The 22,723-nt window shown below is 60.6% G+C and carries 18 protein-coding genes and 1 pseudogene; 13 read left to right on the top strand and 6 right to left on the bottom strand.

Annotated features, from left to right (window positions below; genetic code table 11):
* Positions 1-69: 69 nt before the first annotated feature.
* Together KL786_RS06415 and KL786_RS06420 are read left to right on the top strand one after the other, a co-directional pair.
* A pseudogene (locus KL786_RS06415) lies at positions 70-645 on the top strand (fimbrial protein); the annotation flags it as partial.
* A gap of 162 nt (positions 646-807) precedes the next feature.
* The gene (locus KL786_RS06420) at positions 808-1,770 is read left to right on the top strand and encodes a DMT family transporter (protein ID WP_215517065.1); all 963 of its coding nucleotides are present in this window, start codon (positions 808-810) and stop codon (positions 1,768-1,770) included.
* Positions 1,771-1,787: 17 nt separating this feature from the next.
* On the opposite strand, the gene KL786_RS06425 is transcribed toward KL786_RS06420, so the two are convergent.
* Complete coding sequence (locus tag KL786_RS06425; protein WP_065942629.1) at positions 1,788-3,176, bottom strand: class II fumarate hydratase; 1,389 nt, start codon at positions 3,174-3,176, stop codon at positions 1,788-1,790.
* A 194-nt stretch (positions 3,177-3,370) separates the two neighbouring features.
* Between KL786_RS06425 and KL786_RS06430 the strand changes: the two genes are divergently transcribed.
* The 7 genes from KL786_RS06430 (at position 3,371) to KL786_RS06460 (ending at position 11,212) form a co-directional block, all read left to right on the top strand.
* Positions 3,371-3,892, top strand: coding sequence for a DUF2059 domain-containing protein (locus tag KL786_RS06430; protein ID WP_029298732.1), 522 nt, complete (start codon positions 3,371-3,373; stop codon positions 3,890-3,892).
* A 12-nt stretch (positions 3,893-3,904) separates the two neighbouring features.
* Entirely contained in the window at positions 3,905-4,198 is a 294-nt protein-coding gene (locus tag KL786_RS06435; protein WP_076965310.1) for a BolA family protein, read from the top strand.
* Positions 4,199-4,422: 224 nt separating this feature from the next.
* Positions 4,423-5,364, top strand: a complete 942-nt coding sequence (trhO, locus tag KL786_RS06440; RefSeq protein WP_215517066.1) for an oxygen-dependent tRNA uridine(34) hydroxylase TrhO — start codon at positions 4,423-4,425, stop codon at positions 5,362-5,364.
* A 36-nt stretch (positions 5,365-5,400) separates the two neighbouring features.
* Positions 5,401-6,003 (top strand): DsbA family protein, encoded by a 603-nt coding sequence (locus KL786_RS06445; protein WP_215517169.1) that lies wholly within the window; start codon positions 5,401-5,403, stop codon positions 6,001-6,003.
* Entirely contained in the window at positions 5,996-7,816 is a 1,821-nt protein-coding gene (locus KL786_RS06450) for an ABC transporter ATP-binding protein (RefSeq protein ID WP_421527473.1), read from the top strand. Before KL786_RS06445 ends, KL786_RS06450 begins: the two co-directional genes overlap by 8 nt.
* A 95-nt stretch (positions 7,817-7,911) precedes the next feature.
* On the top strand, positions 7,912-10,374 hold the full coding sequence (locus KL786_RS06455) for an EAL domain-containing protein (protein ID WP_215517067.1): 2,463 nt from the start codon (positions 7,912-7,914) through the stop codon (positions 10,372-10,374).
* A 79-nt stretch (positions 10,375-10,453) separates the two neighbouring features.
* Positions 10,454-11,212, top strand: a complete 759-nt coding sequence (locus KL786_RS06460) for an iron-containing redox enzyme family protein (protein WP_252193628.1) — start codon at positions 10,454-10,456, stop codon at positions 11,210-11,212.
* A 21-nt stretch (positions 11,213-11,233) separates the two neighbouring features.
* Here KL786_RS06460 and KL786_RS06465 read toward each other — a convergent pair whose 3' ends face one another.
* From KL786_RS06465 to KL786_RS06485, 5 genes are all read right to left on the bottom strand, one after another.
* Entirely contained in the window at positions 11,234-12,160 is a 927-nt protein-coding gene (locus KL786_RS06465) for a GGDEF domain-containing protein (protein WP_215517069.1), read from the bottom strand.
* Between the two features lie 308 nt (positions 12,161-12,468).
* Entirely contained in the window at positions 12,469-13,209 is a 741-nt protein-coding gene (locus KL786_RS06470; protein ID WP_215517070.1) for a YciK family oxidoreductase, read from the bottom strand.
* A gap of 64 nt (positions 13,210-13,273) precedes the next feature.
* The gene (gene mupP / locus KL786_RS06475; protein WP_032863164.1) at positions 13,274-13,945 is read right to left on the bottom strand and encodes an N-acetylmuramic acid 6-phosphate phosphatase MupP; all 672 of its coding nucleotides are present in this window, start codon (positions 13,943-13,945) and stop codon (positions 13,274-13,276) included.
* Positions 13,946-13,949: 4 nt separating this feature from the next.
* The gene (gene ubiG, locus KL786_RS06480) at positions 13,950-14,648 is read right to left on the bottom strand and encodes a bifunctional 2-polyprenyl-6-hydroxyphenol methylase/3-demethylubiquinol 3-O-methyltransferase UbiG (protein WP_032863162.1); all 699 of its coding nucleotides are present in this window, start codon (positions 14,646-14,648) and stop codon (positions 13,950-13,952) included.
* Positions 14,649-14,711: 63 nt separating this feature from the next.
* Positions 14,712-16,043 (bottom strand): TRZ/ATZ family hydrolase, encoded by a 1,332-nt coding sequence (locus KL786_RS06485; RefSeq protein WP_215517071.1) that lies wholly within the window; start codon positions 16,041-16,043, stop codon positions 14,712-14,714.
* Positions 16,044-16,153: 110 nt separating this feature from the next.
* Here KL786_RS06485 and mtnA point away from each other — a divergent pair, with 110 nt between their 5' ends.
* The 4 genes from mtnA (at position 16,154) to pheA (ending at position 22,715) form a co-directional block, all read left to right on the top strand.
* Positions 16,154-17,230 (top strand): S-methyl-5-thioribose-1-phosphate isomerase, encoded by a 1,077-nt coding sequence (gene mtnA / locus KL786_RS06490; RefSeq protein WP_215517072.1) that lies wholly within the window; start codon positions 16,154-16,156, stop codon positions 17,228-17,230.
* A gap of 424 nt (positions 17,231-17,654) precedes the next feature.
* Complete coding sequence (gyrA, locus tag KL786_RS06495; RefSeq protein WP_076964868.1) at positions 17,655-20,309, top strand: DNA gyrase subunit A; 2,655 nt, start codon at positions 17,655-17,657, stop codon at positions 20,307-20,309.
* Positions 20,310-20,535: 226 nt separating this feature from the next.
* Positions 20,536-21,621: a 3-phosphoserine/phosphohydroxythreonine transaminase gene (serC, locus tag KL786_RS06500; protein WP_215517073.1), complete on the top strand. Its 1,086-nt coding sequence runs from the start codon at positions 20,536-20,538 to the stop codon at positions 21,619-21,621.
* Complete coding sequence (gene pheA, locus KL786_RS06505; RefSeq protein ID WP_029298704.1) at positions 21,621-22,715, top strand: prephenate dehydratase; 1,095 nt, start codon at positions 21,621-21,623, stop codon at positions 22,713-22,715. The genes serC and pheA overlap by 1 nt, the downstream gene beginning before the upstream one ends.
* The last annotated feature ends 8 nt before the right edge of the window (positions 22,716-22,723 follow it).

Raw genomic sequence — 22,723 nt, forward strand, 5'->3', positions numbered from 1 at the left:
CGGTAGCCCCGCTCTTTTTCAAGAGGGGTGTCAGATTAAGTCGAGACTTCTACAAATAATGGGATCTCTTACTTGATCAATGTCACCCCCTATATTCTTCTGCGTAACTACCCGTCCAATCCGCTCGATATTCGAATAGGCGACAACTTAGGTCTGTTACGCCTTACCAGTTCGAACAATTACGACAGCACCCGACCACAACTCACCGTCACATACACCGCTGCCAACAACTTCACCATCTCCCCATCAACCTGCACTATCAACAATAACAATCCAATCGAAATCAACTTCGGCAACGTACACCAGCGAGCAATCGGCACCGACCCACTGACATCAACCATCGTCAGCAACCGCAGACTTACCTACTCATGCCCGGATGGGGGGATTAATACACCGATCACCATTACCTATCGAGGTACTGCATCGTCGTTCGATTCACGTCTGCTGAGAATGACCAACCCGAATGTAGGCACGGCCCTAGTGCGTGCAGGCTCTGCGGTTCAAGTGAACGGTTCGTTCCTGACCCGCATTACCAACAGCGTAGGAGGGGACGATGTAACATTTTCCCTTGTTCGACGAGCCGGATCCCTGCCGACTCCCGGGGCCATCAGCGGCAGCGGTGTCCTCGTGATGGGGGTGCCATAAGGCCGAACATTGCCAAGGGCTTGAAGGTCCGGGCCGGGCACACCGCCATGGGTGCCCGGTAAAAATCAGAGAGCCTTTAGTGCGTGGGAATGATCGATACCCAAAGCGCCTCGCATCCCCCTAGAATGCCTGCTCCTCCACCTCTGGTTTTTTGGGGCTCTCATGCACATCTCTTCCGGCCGCGGGGTCTACGGTTTATCCCTGACCCTGCTGACCGCGCTGCTCTGGGGCATTCTGCCGATCAAGCTCAAACAGGTCCTGCAGGTGATGGACCCGATCACCGTGACCTGGTTTCGCCTGATGGTGTCCGGTACGTGCCTGTTTGTGTACCTGGCCGCCGTCAAACGCCTGCCCAGCCCGAAGGTGCTGGGCAAGCGCGGTGGCTGGCTGGTGGCAATGGCGGTGTGCGGCCTGGTGGGCAACTATGTGCTGTACCTGGTCGGGCTGAAGATGCTGAGCCCCGGCACGGCGCAACTGGTGGTGCAGATGGGGCCGATCTTCTTGATGATCGCCAGTGTGTTCCTGTTCAAGGAGCGTTTCAGCCTGGGGCAGGGCGTTGGCCTGCTGGTGCTGATCATCGGTTTTGCGCTGTTCTTCAACCAGCGCCTGGCAGAGTTGTTGACGTCCCTGGGCACTTACACAGCTGGGGTCTTGACCATTCTGCTGGCGACCACCATCTGGGTGTTCTACGCCCTGGGCCAGAAGCAATTGCTGACGGTGTGGAATTCATTGCAGGTGATGATGGTGATCTACCTGTGCTGCGCGTTTCTGTTGCTGCCCTGGGTGCATCCCATGGAGGCGCTGCAATTGAGCCCATTGCAAGGCTGGCTGTTGCTGGCGTGCTGTTTCAATACGCTGATTGCTTATGGCGCGTTTGCCGAGGCGCTGGCCCATTGGGAAGCATCGCGGGTCAGTGCGACCCTGGCGATCACGCCTTTGGTGACGTTCGTGGCGGTGGCGATTGCGGCCTGGTTGTGGCCCGACTATGTACACGCCGAACAGATCAACGGCCTGGGGTATGGTGGCGCGGTACTGGTGGTGCTGGGGTCGGCGTCGGTGGCGTTGGCGCCGTCCTTGATCGCCGGGCTCAAGGCCCGGCGCGCAAGGTTGGTACAACCCCTGTAGGACGGTTACAGGGAAGGTCAATGCCCTGCTTCGAGCATATTCTCCGGGCGGACCCACTGATCGAACTCGGCGTCGGTGAGGTAGCCCAGGTCCAGCGCCGCTTCGCGCAGTGTCAGCCCTTCGGCATAGGCTTTCTTGGCAATCTCTGCTGACTTGTCATAGCCGATATGCGGGTTCAGCGCCGTCACCAGCATCAGGCCCCGTTCCAGGTGCTCGGCCATTTGCTCGGCGTCGGGCTCAAGGCCGGCGATGCAATGCTCCTGGAAGTTGCGACAGCCGTCGGCGAGCAAGCGGATCGACTCCAGCAGGTTGTGGATAATCACCGGCTTGTACACGTTCAATTGCAAATGCCCTTGGCTGGCGGCAATGCCGATGGTCACGTCGTTGCCCAGGACCTGGCAGGCCAGCATCGACAGCGCCTCGCACTGGGTCGGGTTGACCTTGCCGGGCATGATCGAACTGCCCGGCTCATTGGCCGGCAGGCGCACTTCAGCAAGCCCCGCGCGCGGGCCAGAGCCCAGCAGGCGCAGGTCGTTGGCGATTTTCATCAAGGCCACGGCCAGGGTTTTCAGGGCGCCGGACAGGGTGGTCAGCGGTTCATGGCCCGACAGCGCGGCGAATTTGTTCGGTGCGGTGACAAACGGCAACCCGGACAACGCAGCGATTTCTGCGGCAATCGCCTCGCCAAAACCATGGGGCGAGTTCAGGCCGGTGCCCACCGCCGTACCGCCCTGTGCCAATTCGTAGACGGCGGGCAGGGCACTGCGAATGGCGCGCTCGGCGTAGTCCAGTTGCGCGATAAACGCCGAGACCTCCTGGCCGAAGGTGATGGGGGTGGCATCCATCATATGGGTGCGGCCGGTCTTGACCAGCTTCATGTGGCGCGCCGACAACTCTGCCAGTCCGCCGGACAGTTCACGCAGCGCCGGCAGCAACTGTTCGTGCACCGCCTGCACAGTGGCAATGCTCATGGCGGTGGGGAAGCAGTCGTTGGAGCTTTGGGAGCGGTTGACGTGATCGTTGGGGTGTACCGGGCTCTTGCCGCCACGGGGCTGGCCCGACAGCTCGTTGGCGCGACCGGCGATCACTTCGTTGGCGTTCATGTTGCTTTGGGTGCCGCTGCCGGTCTGCCAGACCACCAGCGGGAATTGGTCGTCGTGCTGGCCATCTAGCACTTCATCGGCGGCCTGTTCGATCAGCCGGGCGATATCGGCGGGCAGGTCGCCATTGCGGTCGTTGACCCGTGCCGCGGCTTTCTTGATCAAGGCCAGGGCGTGCAATACCGCCAGTGGCATGCGTTGCTCGCCGATGGCGAAGTTGACCAGCGAACGTTGGGTCTGTGCGCCCCAGTAAGCGTCATCCGGGACCTGTACTTCGCCCAGGCTGTCGGTTTCGATACGGCTCATCGCGGGGACCCTCCTTGTAGTCGGTTTGCGCAGTTTAGGCCCTGGGCGCGCGTTTGGGTTCCATAAAACCCATTTCATCGGCCAAACTCCCGCAAAACCAGGCCCTACAAGGCGTGGGGTTGAGTGCCAGCGTTTTTTAGGCGCAGAATGGTCGCCCTTGGGGTCTTACCTCGCCTGCTAGAAAAGGAAACTCGATGACTCGTCTTCGTGCCATCTGTACCGCGGTTGCTCTGGTATGTGCCAGCGGCCAGGTTCTTGCCGATACCGCCAGCCACAACGCCAGTGCCGAAGCCTTCCTGACCCTGGCCCACGCAGACAAGCTGGGCACCCCGGTGTACATGCAAGTGCAGCAAATGTTTGCCCAGCGTTTCGAGCAGACCAAGGCACCTGCCGCCAAGCAAACCGTACTCGACACTTACCAGGCCAAGGCCAACGCCGCCCTGGACCAGGCCATTGGCTGGAACAAGCTCAAGCCGGACATGGTCAAGCTGTACACCAGCAACTTCAGCGAGTCCGAACTCAAGGACCTGGTTGCCTTCTACAAGTCGCCACTGGGCAAGAAAGTCCTGGAGAAAATGCCGCAACTGACCCAGCAATCGGCCCAGTTGACCCAGGCCAAGCTGGAAAGCGCAGTGCCGGTGGTGAACAAACTGTTGGAAGACATGACCAACGAACTGGCTCCGGCGAAAAAAGCCGCCGCGCCTGCCAAGAAGTAAGTGGAGCCAGGAATGACCATGCAACAGCGCATCGAGACGGCGCTTGCCGCCCTGGGCCCGGAACACCTGAGTGTGCTGGACGAAAGCCATATGCACAGCCGTGGATTGCAGACGCACTTCAAGGCCGTGCTGGTCAGCCAGCAGTTCGACGGGCTCAACCGCGTCAAGCGCCACCAGAAGGTCTACGCCACCTTGGGCGACCTGATGGGCGAGTTCCATGCGCTGGCGCTGCATACCTACACGCCTGAAGAATGGGCAAAAACCGACGCAGCCCCGGCCTCGCCGACTTGCGCTGGCGGACATTGATGGGTAACGCCCAACTTCTGTAGGAGCGAGCTCGCTCGCGAAAAACGCAAAGGCGCCGCGTTTACCCAGGGTGCCAGCGTCATCGTTAACGAGCTTCGCGAGCAAGCTCGCTCCTACAGTTCAGGGTTTATCCCTGATAGAATCCGCAACGCGCCGCTCAGTCGGCGCGTTTTTTTTGCATCCGGTTCACCCTTTGCGAGGGTAGCCACCTGGAGAGAACACCCATGACACAACCCATCGTCGTGGCGGCACTGTATAAGTTCGTCACCCTCGAAGATTACGTCAGCCTGCGCGAGCCTCTGCTGCAAGCCATGGTCGACAACGGTATCAAGGGCACCTTGCTGATCGCCGAAGAAGGCATCAACGGCACCGTTTCCGGTAGCCGCGAAGGCATTGATGGCCTGATGACCTGGCTGAAGAACGACCCGCGCATGATCGACATCGACCACAAAGAGTCGTACTGCGACGAGCAGCCGTTCTATCGCACCAAGGTCAAGCTCAAGAAAGAGATCGTGACCCTGGGCGTCGAAGGCGTCGATCCCAACAAAAAAGTCGGCACCTATGTTGATCCACAAGACTGGAACGCGTTGATCAGCGACCCAGAAGTGCTGTTGATCGACACCCGTAACGACTATGAGGTGTCGATCGGCACCTTCGAAGGCGCAATCGACCCGAAAACCACGAGTTTTCGCGAATTTCCCGACTATATCAAAGCCAACTTCGATCCGGCCAAGCACAAGAAAGTCGCCATGTTCTGCACCGGCGGCATTCGCTGTGAAAAAGCGTCGAGCTATATGCTCAGCGAAGGCTTCGACGAGGTGTATCACCTCAAGGGCGGCATCCTCAAGTACCTCGAAGAGGTGCCGCAGGAAGAAACCAAGTGGCAGGGCGACTGCTTTGTTTTCGATAATCGCGTGACCGTGCGCCACGACTTGAGCGAAGGTGACTACGATCAATGTCATGCCTGCCGCACACCGATTAGCGTAGAGGATCGCGCATCCGAGCATTACGTGGCCGGCATCAGTTGCCCGCATTGCTGGGATAAGCTGTCCGAGAAGACCCGTCGCAGTGCGATCGACCGCCAGAAGCAGATCGAACTGGCCAAGGCCCGCAACATGCCGCACCCGATTGGTTACAACTACAAGCAATCATCCACCGAGGCTTGAACCATGTCCGCACGCCTGCTCTATGTTATGGACCCGATGTGTTCCTGGTGCTGGGGTTTTGCCCCGGTGGCCAAGGCCTTGGTCGAGCAGGCCCAGGCGGCGGGCGTGGAGCTGCACCTGGTGGTGGGCGGCTTGCGTACCGGCAGTGGCGCGGCGTTGGAGCCGGCGACCCGGCGCTATATCCTGGAGCACTGGCAGGCGGTGACTGAGGCCACTGGCCAGCCGTTTCACCTGGAGGGCGCCTTGCCTGACGGTTTTGTGTATGACACGGAGCCGGCATGCCGCGCGATAGTCACGGCGCGCAGCCTGGCGCCGGATTGCGCCTGGACGTTGCTCGGGCTGATCCAGCAGGCGTTTTATGTCGAAGGTCGCGATGTGACCCGCGCCAGTGTGCTGGTGGAGTTGGCCGAGACTGCGGGCGTGCCGCGTATCGAATTTGCCGAGGCCTTTGACCGCGCTGAACAGCATGCCGCCACGGCCGCCGATTTCACCTGGGTGCAGGACCTGGGCATCGCTGGGTTCCCCACGTTGCTGGCCGAACGCAATGGTCAGTTGGCGTTGTTGACCAACGGCTACCAGCCGCTGTCCGAGCTGTCGCCTTTGCTCGGTCGCTGGCTGGAGCGAGCTGCCTGTGCATGACCCGTCTCATACCGGCGAGCCACGCGCGCGCATCGATCGGCTGACCTGGGCAGAAATTCGCCGCCTGGCCCTGCGCCATAAAAAAGCCCTGTGGATTGCCAATGGGGTCGCCGTATTGGCAACCCTGTGCAGCGTACCGATCCCCTTGCTCTTGCCCTTGCTGGTGGACGAGGTACTGCTGGGCAATGGCGATGCCGCGTTGAAGGTGATGAACCACGCATTGCCTACGGCCTGGCAACAGGCTGCTGGCTATATCGGCCTGATGCTGCTGATCACCCTGATCCTGCGTTGCGCGGCGTTGGTATTCAACGTGGTCCAGGCGCGCTTGTTTGCGGGGCTGGCCAAGGACATTGTCTACCGGATCCGTGTGCGGCTGATCGAACGGCTCAAGCGCGTCTCCCTTGGCGAATATGAAAGCCTGGGCAGCGGCACCGTGACCACGCACCTGGTCACCGACCTGGACACTGTGGACAAGTTTGTCGGTGAAACCTTGAGCCGCTTCCTGGTGGCCACGTTGACCCTGGTCGGCACCTCCGGGATCCTGATGTGGATGCACTGGAAGCTGGCGCTGTTGATCTTGCTGTTCAACCCGTTGGTGATCTATGCCACGGTGCAGTTGGGCAAGCGGGTCAAGCACCTCAAGAAGCTGGAAAACGACAGCACCTCGCGGTTTACCCAGGCCCTGACGGAAACCCTCGATGCTATCCAGGAAGTACGCGCTGGCAATCGCCAGGGCTTTTTCCTCGGGCGCCTGGGGCAGCGCGCCCAGGAAGTGCGCGATTTTGCCATCAACTCCCAGTGGAAAAGCGACGCCTCCAGCCGGGCCAGTGGCCTGCTGTTCCAGTTTGGCATCGATATCTTTCGTGCGGCGGCGATGCTCACCGTGCTGTTTTCCGACCTGTCCATCGGCCAGATGCTCGCGGTGTTCAGCTACCTGTGGTTCATGATTGGTCCGGTGGAGCAACTGCTGAACCTGCAATACGCCTATTACGCCGCCGGTGGTGCGCTGACGCGGATCAACGAACTGCTGGCCCGTGCCGACGAACCGCAATACGCCGGGGGCGAGGATCCGTTTGCCGGGCGCGAAACCGTGGGCATCGAGGTACGGGGCCTGGATTTCGGCTACGGCGAGGAGTTGGTGCTCAATCAATTGAACCTGGCCATTGCGCCGGGCGAGAAGGTCGCGATTGTCGGCGCCAGCGGCGGCGGTAAAAGTACCCTGGTGCAACTGTTGCTGGGGCTCTACACCCCGCAAGCGGGCACGATACGCTTCGGCGGCGCGACTCAGCAGGCGATTGGCCTGGAAACCATCCGTGAGAATGTCGCGGTGGTGCTGCAACATCCTGCGCTGTTCAATGACACCGTGCGCGCCAACCTGACCATGGGCCGCGAACGCAGCGACTTGGCCTGTTGGCAGGCTCTTGAAATTGCCCAGTTGGATGCTACGGTCAAAGGGTTGCCCCAGGGGCTGGACAGTATTGTCGGGCGCTCGGGGGTACGCTTGTCCGGTGGCCAGCGTCAACGCCTGGCGATTGCCCGGATGGTGCTGGCGGAGCCAAAGGTAGTGATTCTCGACGAAGCCACCTCGGCCCTGGATGCGGCCACCGAGTACAACCTGCACCAGGCGCTGGCGCGGTTTCTCAGTGGGCGTACTACACTGATCATTGCTCACCGTTTGTCGGCGGTGAAGCAGGCTGATAGGGTGTTGGTGTTTGACGGTGGGCACATTGCCGAAGATGGCGACCATCAGCAGCTGATTGCCGATGGCGGTTTGTACGCCAAGCTTTATGGACACTTGCAACAAGTTCGCTGAATCGATCCCGGCTACGATCCTGGAGGGATCGCGTTTGGCTTCGGCTGTGCTGTCAGGAGCAGTTTTTACTCGCCTGTGCTGATGCAAGGGACCTCATGAAGCAGAAGCGAACTCTCGGAACACCCCGGTTGCTCGGTATTGTCTGGCCCTTTATTGCCGTCGTGCTGTTCCAGGCACTGCTGGGCTGCGTCAGCCTCTACGTGCTGTCGGCCGTGCGCGGCTATGTGGCGGGCGAAAGCCTGTGGTCCAAGGGCCAGAAAGACGCCATCTACTACCTGACCCTGTACGCCGACAACCGCGACCAGGCGACCTATCTCAAATACCAGAACGCCATTGCCGTGCCCCAGGGCGGGCATGAGCTGCGCGTGGCCCTGGATCAGCCCAGCCCTGACCTGACGGCCGCGCGCCTGGGCATTCTCAAGGGGGGTAATCATCCTGATGACGTATCGAGCGTGATCTGGTTGTACCTTAATTTTCGCCATTTCAGCTATCTGGAGAAGGCCATCGAGTTGTGGACCGTGGGCGATGGTTACCTGGTGCAACTCGATGACTTGGCGCAGGAGATGCACCGGGCAATCCTGGTCAATCAGGTCAGCAGCAGCGAGATCCGTGCCTGGAAAGAACGCATTATCGCGATCAACGATGGCGTGACGCCGGCGGCCAAGGCCTTCAGTGATGCGTTGGGCGAAGGCTCCAGGATGATTCTGCGCCTGTTGCTGATCACCAACCTGGCCACCGCTTTGGGCCTGATTGCCTTGGCGTTGTTGCGCACGCGTAAGCTACTGGCCCAGCGCCATGCGTTTGCCGATGCCTTGCAACTGGAGAAGGAGCGGGCACAGATCACCCTGGAGTCCATCGGCGACGGAGTGATCACCACCGATGTCGATGGCGCGATCGCCTATATGAACCCGGCGGCGGAATCCCTGACCCACTGGAGCGCCGCCCAGGCCCAGGGCTTGCCCTTGGCCGCATTGTTCAATCTGCTGGATGAAAACGCCCAGGCCGATGGGTTTACCCTGATCGACCATATTCTGGGTGGCCAGCTCAGCGGTGGCAGCGAGCATTCCAAGCTGATCCAGCGCCTGGATGGCAGCACCGTGTCCGTGACCCTGGTCGGCGCGCCGATCCGCAGTGCCGGCAAAGTCAGCGGGGCGGTGCTGGTGTTGCACGACATGACCCAAGAGCGCCAGTACATTGCCAATCTGTCCTGGCAGGCGACCCATGATGCCTTGACCGGGCTTGCCAACCGACGCGAGTTTGAATACCGCCTGGAGCAAGCGCTGCATGGCATCGGGCGCCAGCAGTCGGGGCACCATGCCTTGATGTTCCTCGACCTGGACCAGTTCAAGCTGGTCAATGACACCTGTGGCCACGCGGCGGGCGATGAGTTGCTGCGCCATATCTGCGCCCTGCTGCAATCGGACCTGCGCGAAGGCGATACCCTGGCCCGCCTGGGGGGCGACGAATTTGGCATTCTGCTGGAGAACTGCCCGGCGTCGGTGGCCGAAAAAATCGCCGAAAGTCTGCGTCACACCGTTCAAAACCTGCACTTCGTCTGGAAAGGGCGGCCATTTGTCACCACGGTCAGTATCGGCCTGGTGCATATCTCGCACACCCCGACCACCCTGGAAACCTCATTGCGGGCTGCGGATATGGCCTGCTACATGGCCAAGGAGAAAGGCCGCAATCGGGTGCAGGTCTATCACGCCGATGACACTGAGTTGTCCTTGCGCTTTGGCGAGATGGCCTGGATCCAGCGCCTGCATATGGCCCTGGAAGAGGACCGTTTTTGCCTATATGCCCAGGAAATTGCACCCTTGGGCCACACCGAGGCAGGTGCCGGGCATATCGAAATCCTGCTGCGCCTGCACGATGAAGCAGGGCGGATCATCTTGCCCGACAGCTTTATCCCTGCCGCCGAACGTTACGGGTTGATGACCTCGCTGGACCGCTGGGTGGTAGAGAACGTGTTCAAGCTCATTGCCCGTTGCATGATCGAGCGACCGGGCAGGCCGATGGCGATGTGTGCGATCAACCTGTCGGGCATCACCATTGGCGATGACGACTTCCTGCGCTTCCTGCGGGAGAAGTTCGCCGCCTATGACATTCCCCCGGGCATGATCTGCTTTGAAATCACCGAAACCAGTGCCATCTCGAATTTGGGCAGTGCCATTCGTTTTATCAACGAACTCAAAGCGTTAGGTTGTTGCTTCTCGCTGGACGACTTTTGCGCCGGAATGTCCTCATTCGCCTACCTCAAACATTTACCTGTAGACTTCCTGAAGATCGATGGAAGTTTTGTAAAGGATATGCTGGACGACCCGATTAACCGCGCCATGGTCGAAGTGATCAATCACATCGGCCATGTCATGGGTAAACGTACGATTGCCGAGTTTGTCGAGACACCGCACATCGAGCAGGCATTGCTTGAGATTGGCGTGGACTACGCTCAGGGCTACCTGATTGAACGCCCGCAATTGTTTACCTTCGATAGTTTGCAGTGTCGACCTGCGCGCCCGCAGCCCCTGTTATTCAGGGCGCCCGGCACATTCCGCTGAAGCATCTGCCGGTCTGTACACATCACACATCAAAAGGAGCCCGACAGTGATCGACACATTCAGCAGAACCGGCCCGCTTATGGAAGCCTCAAGTTACCCCGCCTGGGCTCAGCAATTGATCCAGGACTGTAGCGAGAGCAAGCGCCGGGTTGTCGAACACGAACTGTACCAGCGCATGCGCGATAACAAGCTCAGTGCCAAAACCATGCGCCACTACCTGATTGGTGGATGGCCAGTGGTTGAACAGTTTGCGTTGTACATGGCACAAAATCTGACCAAGACCAAATTTGCCCGCCACCCAGGCGAGGACATGGCGCGGCGTTGGCTGATGCGCAATATCCGCGTGGAACTGAACCATGCCGATTATTGGGTGCACTGGGCGCGTGCCCATGGCGTAGGTCTGGAGGAGCTGCAGGCGCAGAACGTACCGCCAGAGCTGCATGCACTGAGCCATTGGTGCTGGCACACCAGTTCGGCCGATTCGTTGATCGTGGCCATTGCCGCTACCAACTACGCCATTGAAGGGGCCACTGGGGAGTGGTCTGCGCTGGTGTGTTCGACGGGCGTCTATGCCGCAGCTTTCCCCGAGGAAGATCGCAAGCGCGCCATGAAGTGGCTGAAGATGCATGCCCAGTATGACGATGCCCATCCGTGGGAAGCGTTGGAGATCATCTGCACCCTGGCTGGGATGAACCCGAGCAAGGCGCTGCAAGTGGAACTGCGCCAGGCCGTGTGCAAGAGCTACGACTACATGTATCTGTTTCTGGAGCGCTGCATGCAGTTGGAGAAAACCCCGGTGACCCGCGAGCGCCAGGTGCTGGCAGCCAGCGAAGCCTGACCCAGCATGGCGGGGTAGCGTTTACCCCGCCATTGCCAGGCGGTTGCGGCCTTCGCGCTTGGCCACATACAAGGCGTTGTCGGCCCGGCGCAGCAGGCTTTCGGCTGACTCTCCGGTCAACAGGGTCGAGCAACCCAGGCTCACCGTCAATTCGATACGCGTGGTGTCCGCCCAGTAGTCCTGGGCCTGCGCTGCCTGGCGCAGACGCTCGCCCACCATGGCTGCGGCATCCCGGCCGGTGTTGGAGAGCAGGATCAGAAACTCTTCCCCGCCAAACCGAAACACCATGTCCACATTGCGCAACTGGTTCTTGATCGAAGCGGCGACGGCCTTGAGCACTTTGTCGCCGGTGGCATGGCCGTGGCTGTCGTTGATGCGCTTGAAGTGATCGATGTCGAGCATCAGCAAGGACAACGGGTGCAGATGCCGCTTGGCCATCTCGATTTCCCGGCCCAGGGTCTGGTCCATGGCGATGCGGTTGCCGGTCTCGGTCAGTGGGTCGCGCAGGGCGCTGCGGGTCGCGGCGCGATACAGCAAGGCGTTGCGCATGGGATAGAGCAAACTGGCCAGCAGCGACTCCAGATTGCCCTGTTCCTCTTCGCTGAAACGCTGGTTGCGGCGAAATACCAGTTCGCCCAGGTGCTCACCCTGATGGCTGAGGCTATAACTGACTGAATGATGGCCGCGCTGGCCATATTCCAGGCGTAGGTCGCTGGTTTCATGACTGTATTGCAGGGCATCCAGGGGCACCAGGCGCTGCACTTCGCGAAAGAACAGGCCAAGGATCCGCTCGGGTTCCAGGCTGGTCTGCAATTGCAGGTTCAACTGCTGACGCAACTGCGCCAGGCTGATGGGGCGCCGTGCAATCAGGGAAGGCTGGCCAAAGCCCAGGCGCTGCAATTTGGCACTGTCGAAGTCAATTGCGTTGGTCTGGGTCGGTGTTTTCATAAGCAGGTAGGCCTCTAAGCACTTAATGCTGTCTTACAGGCTCGGTGGGAGCGGCGTTTTACTGTTCCTTCAGTTCCGTAAAACATAGGTAACAGTCTAGTCCGCTTTGCCGGGGGTTATAACCCCTGATCCCATGCCACACGTCTTGACGTCGCGCCGCCTGCTTAAACAAATTGGAGCGAAAAGCGTGCCATTTCGTGCGAAGTATTTTTATTGCTTGTAAAACAATGGGATGGGGTTTTATTGCGTATGCACAGTGCTGGAAATTTGGCACCGGCCCCTTGTGGGAGCCAGCGCCAGCTGCAGGGTTATTGCGCGTCAAACGCCTGCCCATTGATCCCTGAGCTGTCCGGGCCCATCAGGTACAGGTACACCGGCATGATCTCTTCCGGCAGCGGGTTGTTGGCCGGGTTTTCTCCAGGGTAAGCCTGGGCGCGCATGCTGGTGCGGGTCGCTCCGGGGTTGATGCTGTTGGCGCGCACGGCGGCAACGGTGTCGAGTTCGTCGGCCAGGGTCTGCATCAGGCCTTCGGTGGCGAATTTCGACACGCCATAGGCGCCCCAGTAGGCGCGACCCTTGCGTCCGACGCTGCTGGAGGTGAACACCACCGAAGCGTCCTGGGACAGCTTGAGCAACGGCAGCAAGGTCGCGGTCAGCATAAACATGGCGTTGACGTTGATATGCATGACGCGCATGAAGTTTTCGCCCGACAGCTGTTCGACCGGGGTGCGCGGGCCGATGATCGAAGCGTTGTGCAGCAGCCCGTCGAGATGGCCGAATTCTTTTTCGATCATTGCCGCCAGCTCATCGTATTGATGGGGCAGGGCTGTTTCCAGGTTGAACGGGATCACCACCGGCTGCGGGTGGCCGGCGGCTTCGATTTCATCGTAGACCTGGGCCAGGTTGGCTTCGGTCTTACCCAGCAACAACACGGTGGCACCGTGGGCGGCATAGGTCTTGGCCGCCGCTGCGCCAATCCCGCGACCGGCGCCGGTGACCAGGATGACCCGGTCCTTGAGCAATTCTGGGCGTGCGGAGTAATCAAACATAATCGACCTCAACAAAAATCAGTGGGGCAGCACATATCTGAATGTGGGAGCTTCATTTAACCTGTCAGCAACTGCAGAGTGCGCTATCGAGCACCTTGCGCAGTTCCAGCGGGTGATCGACCACGACGTCGGCGCCCCAGTTACGGGCATTGTCGTCGGGGTGGATGTAGCCGTAGGTGACGGCGGCGGTGCGGGTGCCGGCATCGCGGCCCGACTCGATATCGCGCAGGTCATCGCCGACGAACAGCACGCTGGCTGGGTCCAGGTCGAGCATTTTGCAGGCCAGGATCAGCGGCTCCGGATCAGGTTTGCTGTTCTTCACGTGGTCTGGGCAGATCAGCAGCGCCGAGCGCTCGGCCAGGCCCAGTTGCTGCATGATCGGTTCGGCGAAGCGCAGTGGCTTGTTGGTGACCACACCCCAGATCAGCTTGGACCGCTCGATGTCTTCCAGCAGTTCGGCCATGCCATCAAACAACTTGCTGTGGATCGCGCAGCCCTTGAGGTAGCGTTCGAGGAACTCCAGGCGCAACGCTTCAAAGCCCGGCGACTCGGGGTCCATGGAAAATGTCACGGCAACCATGGCCCGGGCGCCGCCGGAGATTTCATCACGGATATGCTGGTCGTTGATCGGCGCAAGCCCGCGCTCGGCGCGCATGGCCTGGCAGATGGCGATAAAGTCCGGCGCGGTATCGAGCAGCGTACCGTCCATGTCGAAAAGAACCGCTTTCAACTTCACAGGCTTATTCCTCTCGCAGGGTCTGGATCATGTAGTTGACGTCCACGTCGCTGGCCAGCTTGTAGTGCTTGGTCAGTGGGTTGTAGGTCAGGCCGATGATGTCCTTGACCGTCAGCCCGGCCTGGCGGCTCCAGGCGCCCAGTTCGGAAGGGCGGATGAATTTCTTGAAGTCATGGGTGCCGCGCGGCAGCAGCTTCATGATGTATTCGGCGCCGATGATCGCGAACAGGTAGGCCTTGGGGTTGCGGTTGATGGTGGAGAAGAACACCTGGCCGCCCGGCTTGACCATGCGGAAACACGCGCGGATCACTGATGAGGGGTCTGGAACGTGCTCCAGCATCTCAAGGCAAGTCACCACGTCGAACTGCTCGGGCAACTCTTCGGCCAGGTCTTCGGCAGTGATCTGCCGGTATTCCACGCTCACGCCCGACTCCAACTGATGCAACTGGGCCACGGCCAGAGGCGCTTCGCCCATGTCGATGCCCATGACCGTGGCGCCACGCTGGGCCATGGCTTCGCTGAGAATGCCGCCACCGCAGCCCACGTCGAGGACTTTCTTGCCGGCCAGGTTGACGCGCTCGTCGATCCAGTTGACCCGCAACGGGTTGATGTCGTGCAGGGGCTTGAACTCGCTCTCGCGGTCCCACCAGCGATGGGCCAGGGCTTCGAATTTGGCGATTTCGGCGTGGTCGACGTTACTCATGGGTAGTCCTCTAAATCCGATAAAACGGTGTGCCGGGCCTGGAATGCTGATCCAGGGCCGGCGTTATTCGTGGTGTCCGCTGATGCGCCGGCCCCAGGCAGCGGCTGTGGCGCTCAACTGCTGTTCGTCCATGCGTGTCAGTTGCCGGTCGTCGAGCAATAGCTTGCCGCCGACCCAAAGGTGTTTCACGCAATCGCGTCCAGTGGCATATATAAGCTGCGAGACCGGATCGTAGATCGGTTGCTGGGCCAGTCCCGACAGGTCGAAGGCCACGATATCCGCGGCCTTGCCTACTTCCAGCGAGCCGATTTCAGCCTCCAGGCCCATGGCCCGCGCACCGTTGAGGGTGGCCATGCGCAGCGCACGGTGGGCATCCAGGGCGCTGGCCGAACCGGCGACGGCTTTGGCCAGCAGCGCAGCGGTGCGGGTTTCGCCCAGCAGATCCAGGTCATTGTTGCTTGCCGCGCCGTCGGTGCCTACTGCCACATTGACGCCGGCCTGCCACAGGCGTTCCACCGGGCAGAAGCCGCTGGCCAGTTTCAGGTTGGATTCCGGGCAGTGGATCACGCTGCTGTTGCTTTCTACCAGCAACGCCAGGTCGTCTTCGCTGATTTGGGTCATATGAACGGCCTGTAGGCGCGGGCCGAGCAACCCCAGGCGAGCGAGGCGGGCCAGGGGCCGTTCGCCGTACTGCTCGACGGACTGCTGCACTTCAAAGGCGGTTTCGTGGATGTGCATATGAATGGCGGCGTCCAGTTCCTCGGCGATCACCCGGACTTTTTCCAGGTTGGCATCGCTGACGGTATAGGGCGCGTGGGGGCCAAAGGCGATTTTGATCCGTGGGTGGTGCTTGAGGTCGCCAAACAGTTCGATGCCCTGGCGCAGGGCCTCGTCGGCGGTGGCGGCGCCAGGGATCGCAAAGTCGAGGATCGGAATCGCGATCTGCGCGCGGATGCCACTGTTGTGCACGCGTTCGCTGGCGATCTTGGGGAAGAAGTACATGTCCGAGAAGCAGCTAATGCCGCCCTTGATCTGTTCGGCGATCGCCAGGTCCGTGCCGTCGCGCACGAAGGCTTCATCGACCCACTTGGCTTCGGCGGGCCAGATGTGCTTTTCCAGCCAGGTCATCAGCGGCAGGTCATCCGCCAGGCCGCGAAACAGGCTCATTGCCGCGTGGCCGTGGGCATTGACCAGGCCCGGGCTGAGCAGAACACCCGGCAACTCGCGCACTTCATGGGCCGCCAGCTTCAGGGCCTGCGTACGCGGCCCGATATACGCAATGCGCCCGTCGCGGATGCCCAGGCCATGCTCCTTGAGCACCACGCCCGCAGGCTCGACCGGTACCAGCCAGGTTGGCAGTAGCAAGAGGTCGAGCGGGGCAACGGGTGGTGTCATGGCGAGCAGCGTCCGGGGCGGTGATATAAAGAGGGGCGAAGTATACCCGAGCGTCCTGGCTGGCGGATCGCTATAATCGGCGGCTTTTGTTCACGAGTGCGGGGTTAGGGATGCGTGATCGACTGTTGGCAGCGGAGAAGGTGAAGGCCATCGATTGGCGTGATGGCGCACTGCACCTGCTCGATCAGCGTGCGTTGCCGTTTCGGGAAAGCTGGGTCGTGTGCTCGACTGTCGAAGAGGTGGCCGCAGCCATTCGCTCGATGGTGGTGCGTGGCGCTCCGGCCATCGGCATCAGCGCTGCCTACGGGCTGGTGCTGGCCGCCCGTGAGCGGATCGCCGAGGGCGGTGACTGGCAGGCCTCCTGGGAAGAGGACTACGCGCTACTGGCCGATTCCCGTCCTACTGCTTCAAACCTGTTCTGGGCCCTCAAGCGTATGCGCGATCGCCTGGACCGCCTCCGGAAGCACGCCGACCCGCTGGCGGTGCTGGAGGCCGAAGCTGTCGCAATTCATGAAAGCGATCGCGAAGCCAACCTGACCATGGCGCAATTGGGCGTCGAATTGATCCGCAAGCACCAGGGCAACGCCCAGGCCATCCTGACCCATGGCAATGCGGGGGCCTTGGCCAGCGGTGGTGTGGGCACGGCTCTCGGGGTGATCCGTGCAGCTTTCCTGGAAGGCATGGTCGAGCAGGTCTACGCCAACGAAACCCGCCCGTGGCTGCACGGATCGCGGTTGACCGCCTGGGAGTTGGCGGGCGAGGGCATTCCGGTCACGGTGAACGCCGACTCGGCGGGCGCGCATATCCTCAAGACCAAGGGCGTGACCTGGGTGATCGTTGGCGCCGACTGCATCGCCGCCAATGGTGATGTCATCAGCAAGATCGGCACTTACCAGTTGGCCGTGTGCGCCATGCATCATGGCGTGCGCTTTATGGTGGTGGCGGCGAGTTCGACCCTGGACCTGATGATGGCTACTGGCGATGACGTCGCCCTGGAAGAGCGCGATGCCGGCGAGTTGCTGGAGGTTGCCGGGCAGCGCTTTGCCGCCGATGTCAATGCGTTCAACCCGGTGTTTGATGTGACCCCTGCTGACTTGATCGACGTGATCGTGACGGAAAAAGGCATCGTCGAGCGGCCTGATAGCGCAAAGATGGCCAAGTTGATGTGCCGCAAGCGCCTGCATTAAAGGCGTTGGTGTCTGGCAGATTGCTATCGCGGGCAAGCCCACTCCCACATTTGATCTGTGAATACAGTCAAAATGTGGGAGTGGGCTTGCCCGCGATTGGCCCGAAAAGCCAGCAAAACCCTCGGATCCATACGCAAATCCGAGCCTTGAACCAGCTCTGAGCCCCTCTCGTCGCCCTCAAGCCTGTCATCCGTCAACTTACTACGCTCCATGCGCATCTGGGGGATAGGTGCGTGGCGGCGATTGTGATACCATTCGGCGGTTTCCAAGGTCACCCCGAGGGGCGACCTTTAATGCGCAGATCCGTGTCATAACTCGTTGATTTGTCGTAAGTCGTTGCCAGGCATCATGCCGGCGGCGGCGAGCTTCGTTCGTCCCATATGGATGTGACGAGGTTTCACCCGAAAAAGGAATCAGGCTTCTCATGGGCGAACTGGCCAAAGAAATCCTCCCGGTCAATATCGAAGACGAGCTGAAACAGTCCTACCTCGACTATGCGATGAGCGTAATTGTCGGGCGGGCACTGCCTGATGCGCGCGATGGCTTGAAGCCCGTGCACCGGCGTGTGCTGTTCGCGATGAGCGAGCTGGGTAACGACTGGAACAAGCCGTACAAGAAATCTGCCCGTGTTGTCGGTGACGTGATCGGTAAGTATCACCCTCACGGCGACACTGCGGTGTACGACACCATCGTTCGGATGGCCCAGCCGTTTTCCCTGCGCTACCTGCTGGTAGACGGCCAGGGCAACTTCGGTTCGGTGGACGGCGATAATGCTGCGGCCATGCGATACACCGAAGTGCGCATGACCAAGCTGGCGCACGAACTGCTGGCCGACCTGCATAAAGAAACCGTGGACTGGGTGCCGAACTACGACGGCACCGAAATGATCCCGGCGGTCATGCCGACCCGTATTCCCAACTTGTTGGTCAACGGCTCCAGCGGTATCGCCGTGGGCATGGCCACCAATATCCCGCCACACAACCTCGGTGAAGTCATCGACGGTTGCCTGGCCCTCATCGACAACCCCGAGCTGACTGTCGATGAGTTGATGCAATACATCCCCGGTCCGGACTTCCCGACTGCCGCGATCATCAACGGTCGCGCCGGCATCATCGAAGCCTATCGCACCGGTCGCGGGCGCATCTATATGCGCGCCCGCTCGATGATCGAAGACATCGACAAGGTCGGTGGCCGCCAGCAGATCGTCATCACCGAACTCCCGTACCAGTTGAACAAGGCGCGTCTGATCGAGAAGATCGCCGAGCTGGTTAAAGAGAAGAAGCTCGAAGGCATCACCGAACTGCGCGACGAGTCCGACAAAGACGGTATGCGCGTGGTGATCGAGCTGCGTCGTGGCGAAGTGCCTGAGGTGATCCTCAACAACCTCTACGCCCAGACCCAGCTGCAAAGCGTGTTTGGTATCAACGTCGTGGCCCTGATCGACGGTCGCCCGCGCATCCTGAACCTCAAGGATCTGCTGGAAGCCTTCGTGCGTCACCGTCGTGAAGTGGTGACCCGCCGTACCGTATTCGAACTGCGCAAGGCTCGCGAGCGTGGGCACATCCTGGAAGGTCAGGCGGTTGCGCTGTCGAACATCGACCCGGTTATCGCCCTGATCAAGGCTTCGCCGACCCCGTCGGAAGCCAAGGAAGCACTGATCAAGATGCCGTGGGAATCCAGCGCCGTAGTGGCGATGGTTGAACGTGCCGGTGCCGATTCGTGCCGTCCGGAGACCCTGGACCCACAATACGGCCTGCGCGATGGCAAATACTTCCTGTCGCCGGAGCAGGCCCAGGCCATCCTGGAACTGCGCCTGCACCGCCTGACCGGTCTGGAGCATGAAAAGCTGCTGGCCGAGTACCAGGAGATCCTCAACCAGATCGGCGAGCTGATCCGCATCCTCAACAGCGCTGTGCGCCTGATGGAAGTGATCCGCGAAGAACTGGAAGTGATCCGCGCCGAATACGGCGATGTGCGCCGTACCGAAATCCTCGATGCCCGCCTCGACCTGACCCTGGGTGACATGATCCCGGAAGAAGAGCGCGTGGTGACCATCTCCCACGGTGGCTATGCCAAGACCCAGCCTTTGGCTGCGTACCAGGCCCAGCGCCGCGGTGGTAAAGGTAAATCGGCTACCGGCGTGAAGGATGAGGACTACATCGCTCACCTGCTGGTTGCCAACAGCCACACCACGCTGTTGCTGTTCTCCAGCAAGGGCAAGGTGTACTGGCTCAAGACCTACGAAATCCCGGAAGCGTCCCGCGCTGCCCGTGGCCGTCCGCTGGTCAACCTGCTGCCGCTGGACACTGATGAATACATCACCACCATGCTGCCGGTTGAGGAATACACCGAAGGTCACTTCATCTTCATGGCAACCGCCAAAGGCACCGTGAAGAAGACCCCGCTGGAATCCTTCAGTCGTCAACGCAGCGTGGGCCTGATCGCCCTGGAGCTGGACGAAGGCGACGTACTGATCTCCGCCGCCATCACCGATGGCGAGCGTGAAGTCATGCTGTTCTCCGACGGCGGCAAGGTGACGCGCTTCAAGGAATCCGACGTGCGTGCCATGGGCCGTACCGCCCGTGGTGTGCGCGGCATGCGCCTGCCGGAAGGGCAGAAGCTGATTTCCATGCTGATCCCGGAAGAAGGCAGCCAGATCCTCACGGCTTCGGCGCGTGGTTATGGCAAGCGTACCGCTATTGGCGAGTTCCCTGAGTACAAGCGTGGCGGCCAGGGCGTTATCGCCATGGTCAGCAACGATCGCAACGGCCGTCTGGTTGGCGCGGTCCAGGTGCTCGATGGCGAGGAAATCATGCTGATTTCCGACCAGGGCACCCTGGTGCGTACCCGGGTTGATGAAGTGTCGAGCCTGGGCCGTAACACCCAGGGCGTGACCTTGATCAAACTGGCCAGCGACGAGACCCTGGTGGGCCTGGAGCGTGTCCAGGAACCGTCGGAAGTCGAAGGCGAGGAGCTGGAGGGCGAGGCATTCGATGGCGAGGTGATCGCAGCCGACGATGACAACGTCGACGAGCCAACCCTCGATGCCGCCGCAGACGAAGAAGAGCCGCAGGCGTAAGCGGAAAAACAAGGGGGCGGATGAAGATTCGCCCCCTTGTTATTTGTCCCTTTTGAAAGTTTGCGATACTGCGCATTCCCTTGTGGGAGCGGGCTTGCTCGCGAAGACGGTGTATCAGTCAGCGCATAGGCGGGCTGACACACCGCCTTCGCGAGCAAGCCCGCTCCCACAGGGGTTATGTGTCGAACACGAATTATGTGACCAACAGATCAGAGCGAGATTGGATGTGAGCAAGAGAGCCTATAACTTCTGTGCTGGTCCCGCGGCACTTCCTGAAGCAGTCCTGCAGCGCGCGCAGGGTGAACTCCTCGACTGGCATGGCAAAGGCCTCTCCGTGATGGAAATGAGCCATCGCAGTGATGAGTTCGTGTCCATTGCCACCAAGGCCGAGCAGGATCTGCGTGACCTGCTGGACATCCCGTCGGACTACAAGGTGCTGTTCCTGCAAGGCGGCGCCAGCCAGCAGTTCGCCCAGATCCCGCTGAACCTGCTGCCGGAAGACGGCACTGCCGACTATATCGATACCGGTATCTGGGGGCAGAAGGCCATTGAAGAGGCCTCGCGCTACGGCAACATCAACGTGGCCGGTACTGCCAAGCCCTACGATTATTTCGCTATTCCAGGTCAGAACGAGTGGAAGTTGTCCAAGGACGCGTCCTATGTTCACTACGTCCAGAACGAAACCATCGGCGGCCTGGAATTCGACTGGGTGCCGGAAGTCGGTGACGTCCCGTTGGTGTGCGACATGTCCTCGGACATTCTCTCGCGCCCGATGGATGTGTCCCGCTACGGCATGATCTACGCCGGCGCGCAGAAGAACATCGGCCCGAGCGGCATCCTGGTCAATATCATCCGTGAAGACCTGCTCGGTCGTGCCCGCTCGCTGTGCCCGACCATGCTCAACTACAAGGTCGCAGCCGACAACGGCTCGATGTACAACACCCCGCCGGCCTTTGCCTGGTACCTGTCGGGCCTGGTGTTCGAGTGGCTCAAGGAGCAGGGCGGCATGGCAGCCATGGGCAAGCTCAACGAAGAGAAGAAGCGCACTCTGTACGACTTCATCGACGCCAGCGGCCTGTACAGCAATCCGATCAGCCTGAGCGCCCGTTCGTGGATGAACGTGCCGTTCCGCCTGGCCGACGACCGCCTGGACAAGCCATTCCTGGCGGGTGCCGACGCGCGTGGCTTGCTGAACCTCAAGGGGCATCGTTCGGTCGGCGGCATGCGCGCCTCGATCTACAACGCTGTCGATATCAATGCCATCAAGGCGCTGGTGGCCTACATGGCAGAGTTCGAAAAGGAACACGGCTAATGTCTGAGCAAGAACTCAAGGCCTTGCGCGTGCGCATTGACGCCCTGGACACCAAAGTCCTGGAGCTGATCAGTGAGCGGGCGCGCTGTGCCCAGGAAGTGGCACGGGTCAAAATGGCCTCCCTGGCTGAAGGCGAAGTGCCGGTTTTTTACCGTCCGGAGCGTGAAGCCCAGGTGCTCAAGCGCGTCATGGAGCGCAACCAGGGGCCGCTGGGCAATGAAGAAATGGCGCGGTTGTTCCGCGAAATCATGTCTTCGTGCCTGGCCCTGGAGCAGCCATTGAAAGTGGCTTACCTCGGCCCCGAGGGCACCTTCACCCAGGCGGCGGCCATGAAACATTTCGGCCACGCGGTGATCAGCAAACCCATGGCGGCCATCGACGAAGTGTTCCGCGAAGTGGCTGCGGGTGCGGTGAATTTTGGCGTGGTGCCGGTGGAAAACTCCACCGAAGGTGCGGTCAACCATACCCTCGACAGCTTCCTTGAGCACGACATGGTGATCTGTGGCGAAGTCGAGCTGCGTATTCACCACCATTTGCTGGTGGGCGAAAACACCAAGACCGACAGCATCAGCCGTATTTACTCCCATGCCCAGTCGCTGGCCCAGTGCCGCAAGTGGCTGGACGCCCATTACCCGAATGTCGAGCGCGTGGCGGTGTCCAGCAACGCCGAGGCGGCCAAGCGGGTCAAGGGTGAGTGGAATTCGGCGGCGATTGCCGGGGATATGGCGGCGGGTCTGTATGGCCTGACACGCCTGGCCGAGAAAATCGAGGATCGCCCGGACAACTCCACGCGTTTCTTGATGATCGGCAGCCAGGAAGTGCCACCGACCGGCGACGACAAGACCTCGATCATCGTCTCCATGAGCAACAAGCCCGGCGCGCTGCATGAGCTGCTGGTGCCGTTCCATGACAACGGGATTGACCTGACGCGCATCGAGACGCGTCCTTCACGCAGCGGTAAATGGACCTATGTGTTCTTTATCGACTTCGTCGGCCACCACCGTGATCCGCTGGTCAAGGGTGTGCTGGAGAAAATCAGTCAGGAGGCCGTGGCACTCAAGGTGCTGGGCTCTTACCCGAAAGCGGTTTTGTGAGGCTTTGA

It is taken from the genome of Pseudomonas sp. TAE6080 (genome assembly GCF_018732265.1).
GTDB classification, from domain to species: domain Bacteria; phylum Pseudomonadota; class Gammaproteobacteria; order Pseudomonadales; family Pseudomonadaceae; genus Aquipseudomonas; species Aquipseudomonas brenneri.